Here is a 6,762-nt window from a genome sequence, read left to right as displayed (position 1 = left end):
GTTCCAAGTAATGGCCGCCAAACAAATTACAATGGTTGAGAACATGGTAAAGGTTATAGATATCTTTACGCTCTTCATAGCTTGAAGAAAGTGGCATAACCGATTCGTAGCCTTGATAAAATTCTGGTTGAAATCCACCAAAAAGCTCTGTCATCGCAATATCACACTCCCTGTCCCCCCAATAGCACGCAGGATCGTAACAGATAGGACCGAATGCAGTGAGTGCCGTATTTCCATTCCATAAATCGCCATGCAACAAAGAAGGTTCCAGAGCATGGTTTGCTAGCCGCTGTTTTACGACATCGATAAAGTCATCGATATCAACCAAGGTGACGCCTTTTTCTTTAAGGAGCTGTAATTGCCATCCTATACGTTGCTCAGCAAAGAATACACACCATTTCTTGTGCCATTTGTTGGGCTGTAGAGTCGAACCGAGATAGTTGTCGGTATCAAAACCAAACTCTTTTTGCTCGCCCCACTGGTGTAGGTGAGCTAATTGTTGCCCAAATTTAAAGCTGTTGGGACCATCTTCTAATGGTTTCGTTGGAAGGTAGTTAAGAATTAGGAATGAGGCATTTTTGGTTTTACCAACCAATACCACCTCAGGTACAAATAGGGTGGATGTTTCACGCAAAAGATGCAGGCTTTCAGCTTCTACCTCAAATTTAGACAAAAACTCGCGATCGTTAATTTTCACAAAATAACGTTGCTCGCCATCATTGATCATGTAGCTTTCACTGATATCCCCACCAGACAGCCTTACTTTTTCCGTGATCTGGTAATCGAACAATAAAGTATCAGAAAGCTGTTGCGATATTGCTTGCCACATACAAAACCTCGCGAATCTATTTGACCACCAATAGTTTAGGATAAATAGCAGGGAGTTGGCGCTATGTTGAGCATACTTAGTAAAGAAACCTTCCTCTTAGTGTAGTCAATTTGTATAAATGTGAATCAAATCGCTTATAAGCCTCTGATTTGTTGGCTTAGCATATGGAGATGAACGTTTACAACAGGTATTATGATTTTTTTGACGTTAGTTCCATTGGTGGCATGAAAATACTGATATGTGATGACTCAGCTGTTGCAAGAAAGCTTATTGCGCGTTCTATCGTACAAGATACATCATTGCATCTTATTGAAGCGCAAGATGGTTATGAGGCGCTTAATATTCTTGCTGAGCAAAATATCGATATTTTGTTTCTCGATTTAACGATGCCCATAATGGATGGTTTTGAGGTCCTCGAATCATTACCTGTTAGTCAGTACCCGACCAAAATCGTCATTATTTCTGGAGATGTTCAACAAGAGGCAAAACAGCGCTGTCTCGATCTTGGTGCTCAAGCTTTTATCGCTAAGCCTCTGACAGAAGAGCAGGTGCTCCCACTATACGAACAATTAGGGCTGCATTATGCGTTCAAACCTCGTCATTCGGTTGATTCTAAAAACCAGGGTTGCGAAGAGCTTTCCTTACTAGCCAAATTCCGTGAAATTGCGAACATTGCCCTTGGTAAAGGGGCTGCGATTATGGCCGACCATTTACATGAGTTCATACAACTTCCTGTTCCTCATGTTGGACCTTTGTCCTACGGCGAGCTTCATATGACACTGGTTGATGTGGTTGGGCGTGACAGTTCCGTTGCGGTAGCGCAGAGGTTTGTCGGTGGTGGTATTCACGGAGAGGCACTGGTGTGCTTACGTGGTAGGGATATCAATCAGATTGGGGAAAAATTAGGTTACCTCCTTGAGTTTACGCCTCATAATGAAATCATCTTGAATATCTCTAACCTACTGGTTTCGTCATTTCTCACGTCGTTAGGCGATCAACTCGACAAGCAATTCTCACTTCGTCAGCCAGGCATTGTGGATACCTTAACACCTTATTGTGAAGAGCAAGGCGAGTTGGGCGAGCTCTTTACTATCGAATACACCTACATGGCAGAAGCGCTCGATTTCGAGTGCGAGGTACTGTTTTTAATTGATAAGCCATCCGTAGAAATAATCTATGAAATCATGGAGCTAATCTAATGTCCGATATCACGCTGGACATAGCAGACTTTCATTGGGTCACACAAATTCTCGATACGATGGATTCAGGGCTTATTGTTTTGGATCAAGAGTATAAAGTGTGTGTGTGGAACAGTTTTATGCAGTCATACAGTGGCGTTCTATCACAAGAAATTCTTGGTGAATGTTTATTTGAGCATTTTGAAGAGCTGCCAAGAACTTGGCTAGAAACCAAGATAAAAGCTGCCGCCGATCTGGAAACTCGTTCTTTTTCTAGCTGGGAAAACCGACCGTACCTTTTTAAGTTCAACAATTTTTCTCCGGTTTCAAACAGCAGTGATTTTATGTATCAAGAATTGATCACGCCGTTAATTGGGCTTTCAGGAGAGGTCAGCCACATAGCGATTCAAGTCAATGATGTTTCTGAAACTGCGAGAAATCGCATTCATTTGAAAGAAACAAATCAACATTTGTCGGAAATCAGTCGCAAAGATGGTTTAACAGGTTTATTTAATCGCGCTTATTGGGAGCAATCATTGAAAGATGAGTTTGCTCACTTAAAAGTTATCGACGGACCATGCTCATTAGTAATATTCGATATCGACCACTTTAAGAAGGTGAATGATACTTATGGTCACCCGACAGGGGACGAAGTCATTCGTCGAACCTCTGCCTTGTTGAGAAAAACAGCAAGGAGCAGTGACATCTGCGGTCGTTTTGGTGGTGAAGAGTTTACGGTACTACTTCCTCACACAAACCAGGAGCAAGCTTGCTATTTCGCAGAGCGTTTGCGCAAAAGAATTGAGCAAGAGATCGTGAAAGTGGAAGATTTTTTGATTAATTACACGATAAGTATTGGTGTTTGCGAGTATAAGCCTTATTTTGAAACTCACACTCAATGGTTAAAGAGTGCCGATGCTGCGCTGTATCGTGCAAAAGAAAATGGTCGTAACCAAACCTGTTTGCACGAAAATGACTGAAATATAAAAAGGTTTGAAGAAACCCTGTATCCGAATTCAGTGAAGCAAAGCTCAATTGTTTGAAAATCATCCAGTTGGTTCGTGAATGTTTGTTAATATGAAATAAGTTAATGAAATTTTCTCGGCATGTCTTACTATTGAAACTATTCTGCTTTCAGCTTCGAAGGCTTGCAATAAACGGAGAAAAACAGTGGTTTTAGAAACCGATGGATATCTCGCTCTTATCGAGCACTTGTCTCTAAATCTAGATATTTTTACGACCGAAATTGGCGACACTGGATCCGAAAGCATCGAAGATGTTGTCACCGATATGGTGGCTTCAAACATCATGGCGATTTTTGAGCAAAATCCAGAACTTCACTCGAGCGTACGCTTCAAATTATTGAAAGAGGCTGATGCAGTTGTTGAAGATCTTGGTGAGATATTGGCTGGGGTATGGCATAAAAAAGCGACCAATGAACAGATCACGTTCCTTGATGAATACATCGCCCTGGTCAAAAATCTGTTCGATAATGCTGTTGCGACTTACGACTGATATTGTTTTAACTTACAGCAATGTCCGGTTAAAGAGTGAGAAGAGTTACATTGTAACTCTTCTTATTTGCCAAAACTTAGATGCCCAGTATGGGTTGTCGATTCTTGAAATAATCACACCTCTAGACGTCGATGCATGCATGAACTGCTTGTTACCCAAGTAAATTCCGACATGATAAGTTGTACGTCTTGTTTTAAAAAACACTAGATCCCCTTGCTTGGCATCCGTCCAACTTAACTCCACACCTTGCTTTGATTGCTGCCTCGTTGTCCTTGGTAACGAGAGTTGATAAGCCTCAACAAACGCTTTTTGTACAAATGCTGAGCAATCAATTCCAGATTTCTGTGTCCCGCCTAAGCGATAAGGCGTGCCGTGCCACTCTGTGTAAAAGTCGAACAAGTCAGGGTTGTCCGACAATAGCTGATTTGTAGGTGTTGTCACCTGTGCTTGCTCACTAGGCTCAGGCCCAGAAGAGCAGGCGCTTAGTAGCACACTGATTATCAAAGGAAAATATACTCGACGCAAATCACCACCTGTCATCTCTATGACTCACAACTGAAATATTAGTGTCATAACCAATCCATAGTATGGGCTGCAAATCACGGTTTTGTCTCACAAATGTGACGGAATCACTGCAGAACCGATTCAACCTTAAGAAAGAATAAAAATTGATTATGGCAAAGCGAAAACGCTCACGCACATCACTTTCACTGATTCAGGCTGTCAGTGCAACATTTTTAACTATCATTGCTCTTGTTATAGCCCTTTCTGTCTCAAGTTTCAAAGGAATGGAACAGGTAGGGGAACAATTTGAAGACTTGTCGCAAAAAGCATTACCCATCGCGATGGCAAACGCAAAGTTAACCAGGAATGTATTGGAGATGGTTAAGCTACTCAACCATGGTATGCAGATTACTGAGCCGAAAGAGTTGCCTCTCATAAAAGAGCGAATCGACTCTCTTGCAACTCAAAGCACAACTTTGGTTGTGGAAGCGTCTGGTGTAGCTCAGCAACTCTCGGAGGAGTTAGACACCAAACTAGCGCGTTTACATAACATCACGCAGTCCATTTTGTTGAAGCAATCTTCGGTGATACAAATTCAAATGGATATTGATGCCGCTGTTGGTGGGTTTCGCTATGGGCTTAGCTCTATCGGTCCGGAAATGAATCGAATCAGTTCGTTTCTTAGTGCTGATAATCCTGAGTCGAGCGATGCCGCTAACCGTTTCATTGCTTCTGCAAGCTCAATGGAAAGTACGTTCTTAGTCATGATGATGCACTCAGAATTAAACAAAGCCGAAAAAGAATACCGAGAAATGCGAAATCGCATAGCAGGTATTAAACTCGCCTATGAAGACTTCCAATCTTTCCATCCTGAAGTAAGTGAATATGCAAGCTTAACCGCACCATATGAGATGGTGAAACAAGGCTTTAGTGAAAAGGGCGTGCTGCGTTTGATCCTCGCCAAACTAGAACAAGGGGAATTGCAACGTTCAGAGTTTAAACAGGCTTCGATGCTTGCGGATGAAACCATGCGGTTACTTGATCAAATCTCCCAAACCGCTGGTCAGTTGATCGATGAAAAAGAGCGGGTGGTCAACGAGACCATTGAATCGGTCAGCGTTGTGCTCGTGTTTGCGGCGTGTGTGATTTCTTTTATTATTCTGGTTACTTGGTTTAGTCTCAAGTCATGGACAAACCGAGGGTTAAGGAATGTACTAACGCGTCTTTCAGCACTTACCGAACATGATTTTCGTGACAAGGCAGAAGAAGTCGGCCCTTATGAGCTGAAAGAAGTAGCACGAAAGTTGAATCAAGTAATCGATTCCACACATGACTCCATTCAAACGGTGACGCGCAATTGTGAAACGCTTTATCAGACGGCAGAAGTAAGTCACAGTGCAGCCGAACAAACAAGTGATGGGTTGGCAACACAAAATGAAGCGTTGTCGAGTATGATCACGACCATAACGCAGCTTGAAGCCTCTATTCGTGAAATAGCAATGGTGACAAATGCATCTTCACAGGACTCGCTCCTTGCAACCCAACACACTGAAAAAGGGGTTCAAGTCGTGGAACAAAACCGCGAACGTTTGGAGTCATTAGAAAGCTCTTTGGATGTAAATGAACAGTCAATGTTAGAGCTAGACCAGCGTGTTAAACAGATTCGTGAAATGGTGGATATGATCAGTGGGATCGCGGACAACACCAACTTACTTGCTCTCAATGCGGCAATAGAGGCTGCCCGTGCTGGTGAGCAAGGGCGTGGATTTGCGGTTGTCGCTGATGAAGTTCGCAAACTTGCAAGTGATACCTCTCAACAAACTACGAACATCCGAGAAATGATGAGCGAGCTTATTACTGCCGCAGAGCGCTCGCGCCAAGCAGTTAATGATTCAAGAGAAGAAATGACCCACGCGCTACAGTCCAGCAATGAAGTGAAATCGACATTCTCTGATATCAACCTCGCGGTTAAGCACATTCAAGAACGTGTTGAGCAAATCTCAGTTGCTACAGAAGAACAAGAACGAGCGACGGCAGATGTATCTCAATCCATCACACATATTTCTGATCTTGGCGAACGCACAAAGCTGCAGCTTGAGTCTATGGTTGAGAGTTCTGAGCAAGTGGCGGAAATTGCTGGGCACCAGCAAGCAATGCTGCACAAGTATGAGCTTCATCAGACCAAGTAAATGAGATGTTTCCACCGACTAAAAGCAGAACCTCGGTTCTGCTTTTTTGTTACGGCTACTCATTTAATGGCTCCTATTTGCATCGCAAAAGTGAGTTACATCTCATCTCGTTCATTTCTAAAGGGTTTAGTTATCACAACGTGATGTTAATGCTTTGTTCGAGGGACTCGTTGACTAGAATGTCGCCAGAATTCAAAGGAATGAATCATGCAGTTATCACAAAGAGCCAGCCTCATACTAGTTAATCATCACCAAGAACTTTTGCTTATCCATCGCGTTCGAAACGACAGACAGTATTGGGTTTTCCCTGGAGGCAATGTTGAAGCAGGTGAGGAACCTGTTGAAGCTGCTAAAAGAGAAGCGCGGGAAGAAACCTCAATAGAACTTGGTTCGGTTAAGAAAGTTTTGGAACTCGAAAATCAAGGTCGCTTAGAAACCTATTTTCTTTCTTATGTAGGGAACTTAAAAGTGAAACTAGGGAGTGGGCCAGAGCAAATCAGAAAATCAGATGTTAATCAGTACCATTTGAAGTGGGTGCGTGTAGAGC

7 protein-coding genes are annotated in these 6,762 nt (G+C 42.7%); 5 read left to right on the top strand and 2 right to left on the bottom strand.

Annotated features, from left to right (window positions below; translation table 11 throughout):
* Window positions 1-829 (bottom strand): fructosamine kinase family protein (locus tag CAG68_RS20460; protein WP_161441591.1); only part of this gene is annotated, 829 nt, incomplete at its 3' end.
* Window positions 830-1,053: 224 nt separating this feature from the next.
* Here CAG68_RS20460 and CAG68_RS20455 point away from each other — a divergent pair.
* The 3 genes from CAG68_RS20455 to CAG68_RS20445 all read left to right on the top strand — a co-directional run bounded on the left by CAG68_RS20455 (window position 1,054) and on the right by CAG68_RS20445 (window position 3,522).
* Window positions 1,054-2,028: a response regulator gene (locus CAG68_RS20455; protein ID WP_161441590.1), complete on the top strand. Its 975-nt coding sequence runs from the start codon at window positions 1,054-1,056 to the stop codon at window positions 2,026-2,028.
* On the top strand, window positions 2,028-2,987 hold the full coding sequence (locus CAG68_RS20450) for a diguanylate cyclase (protein ID WP_161441589.1): 960 nt from the start codon (window positions 2,028-2,030) through the stop codon (window positions 2,985-2,987). Before CAG68_RS20455 ends, CAG68_RS20450 begins: the two co-directional genes overlap by 1 nt.
* 190 nt (window positions 2,988-3,177) lie before the next feature.
* Window positions 3,178-3,522 (top strand): DUF3802 family protein, encoded by a 345-nt coding sequence (locus CAG68_RS20445; RefSeq protein WP_005377620.1) that lies wholly within the window; start codon window positions 3,178-3,180, stop codon window positions 3,520-3,522.
* Window positions 3,523-3,567: 45 nt separating this feature from the next.
* Here CAG68_RS20445 and CAG68_RS20440 read toward each other — a convergent pair whose 3' ends face one another.
* Complete coding sequence (locus CAG68_RS20440) at window positions 3,568-4,062, bottom strand: NlpC/P60 family protein (RefSeq protein WP_054579488.1); 495 nt, start codon at window positions 4,060-4,062, stop codon at window positions 3,568-3,570.
* A 134-nt stretch (window positions 4,063-4,196) separates the two neighbouring features.
* Between CAG68_RS20440 and CAG68_RS20435 the strand changes: the two genes are divergently transcribed.
* Both CAG68_RS20435 and CAG68_RS20430 read left to right on the top strand, forming a co-directional pair.
* Window positions 4,197-6,215 carry a methyl-accepting chemotaxis protein gene (locus tag CAG68_RS20435; protein ID WP_161441588.1) on the top strand — a complete coding sequence of 673 codons (2,019 nt, stop codon included), beginning with the start codon at window positions 4,197-4,199 and terminating at the stop codon, window positions 6,213-6,215.
* A 207-nt stretch (window positions 6,216-6,422) separates the two neighbouring features.
* Window positions 6,423-6,762: NUDIX domain-containing protein (locus CAG68_RS20430; RefSeq protein ID WP_161441587.1), on the top strand; the 340-nt coding region annotated here is incomplete at its 3' end.

Origin of the sequence: Vibrio sp. V42_P2S4T144, from assembly GCF_009904715.1 — a bacterium.
In the GTDB taxonomy this organism is placed as follows: Bacteria; Pseudomonadota; Gammaproteobacteria; order Enterobacterales; family Vibrionaceae; genus Vibrio; species Vibrio alginolyticus.
Note: the sequence above shows the minus strand (reverse complement) of the source record. Positions and strands in the feature narration are given on the sequence as shown.

What these genes read in the sequence shown, in the direction of transcription:
- CAG68_RS20455 (WP_161441590.1), top strand. Translation starts at nt 1,054, where the DNA reads ATGAAAATACTGATATGTGATGACTCAGCTGTTGCAAGAAAGCTTATT.
- CAG68_RS20450 (WP_161441589.1), top strand. Translation starts at nt 2,028, where the DNA reads ATGTCCGATATCACGCTGGACATAGCAGACTTTCATTGGGTCACACAA.
- CAG68_RS20440 (WP_054579488.1), bottom strand. Translation starts at nt 4,062, where the DNA reads ATGACAGGTGGTGATTTGCGTCGAGTATATTTTCCTTTGATAATCAGT.
- CAG68_RS20435 (WP_161441588.1), top strand. Translation starts at nt 4,197, where the DNA reads ATGGCAAAGCGAAAACGCTCACGCACATCACTTTCACTGATTCAGGCT.